The organism is Aeromonas sp. QDB30 (assembly GCF_027707645.1).
Lineage (GTDB): Bacteria > Pseudomonadota > Gammaproteobacteria > Enterobacterales > Aeromonadaceae > Aeromonas > Aeromonas caviae.
This window is the reverse complement of the sequence record NZ_JAPCIY010000171.1, coordinates 1-1,265: the sequence shown is the minus strand read 5'-3', so window position 1 is coordinate 1,265 and position 1,265 is coordinate 1. Positions and strand designations below refer to the sequence as shown.

1 protein-coding gene is annotated in these 1,265 nt (G+C 40.4%); it reads right to left on the bottom strand.

Going from position 1 to position 1,265, the window contains the following annotated elements; translation table 11 throughout:
* Positions 1–922 (bottom strand): family 4 glycosyl hydrolase (locus PG896_RS20960; RefSeq protein ID WP_442866205.1); only part of this gene is annotated, 922 nt, incomplete at its 3' end.
* Between the last annotated feature and the right edge of the window lie 343 nt (positions 923–1,265).

Sequence of the window (1,265 nt, the reverse complement as noted above, 5' to 3'; positions counted from 1 at the left end):
AAATCGGCTCAAACATGAAGAAATGAAATGACTGAGTCAGCCGAGAAGAATTTCCCCGCTTATTCGCACCTTCCCTAGTTTCCCCTTTGTAATACTCGCCCATCTCAATACTTAGCATTTCTTTTTCTTTAAAGTAATAACGATGATAGGGACAAGGTAATAACCGTAAGCCGCGCAAAAAATCAGCTTCAAAGGGAATGCTAAAAATGTTTTTTACTGAAGCAGACTCCTTTTGTGCACCATCGATTACATATTCAAATAGCTCATCAAAACGTGATTCACCATTAACGAAAGCATCCTTTATAAAAACGAAGTGATTCAAACCGAACAGCTCAAGAGATAATTCATCAGCATCTGTTAACTGTAGCGATTTTTGCACAAACATTTTCATGCCAATGGGGACATTGCATACCCCAATGAATTTTTTGAAATTGGTATGACGCGCGACAGCTTCAGTGACCATCCCAGCCGGATTAGTAAAGTTAATAATCCATGCGTCTGGACAAATTTCTTCAACATCCTTGATAATATCAAAAATGATCGGAATGGTTCGTAGCCCCTTAAATAAACCACCAGCACCGTTTGTTTCCTGGCCAAGCAAACCATGGCTTAATGGAATGCGCTCATCTTTTTCTCGAGCTTTGAGCAGACCGACCCGTAACTGAGTGGTGACAAAATCGGCACCAGTCAAGGCCTCACGGCGATTGAGTGTCTTATGAAGGGTAATCGGCAAGCCTGACTTGGCAATCATTCGTTGGCACAGTTCAAATATTATATTCTGTTTTTTTTCACCGTCAGGAATATCGACCAACCAGAGCTCACCAATAGGGAGTTCTGCATACCTTTTAATGAATCCCTCAACCAGCTCAGGAGTATAGCTACTACCACCACCAATGGTGACTACTTTGAGTTTTTTATTCATAAAAATACCGTTAATCCTTCACGCTGATCTTGCAGCATATTTTAAATGAAGATGCCGCTTACATTTTCCCATCTAATTGAGAATGAATATATTTTTGATAAAGTCATCATGAATTTTTTGATGGAACCTAAATAGGCTTTATTGTAACGGCAGTATGGCATCAATGGCATGTCACTATTCACGCTACCTCGACTACTATATGTGGGTACAAAGGGTAAGCACACCTGTAATGCGAAAAGCATGACGGCCTTATGGCCGTCATGAAACACTCATGTACAGAACCTTAAGCGGCAAGCGAATTAATAATACCGTCTAACGTGTTGTTTTGCTTGGATTTTCTCTG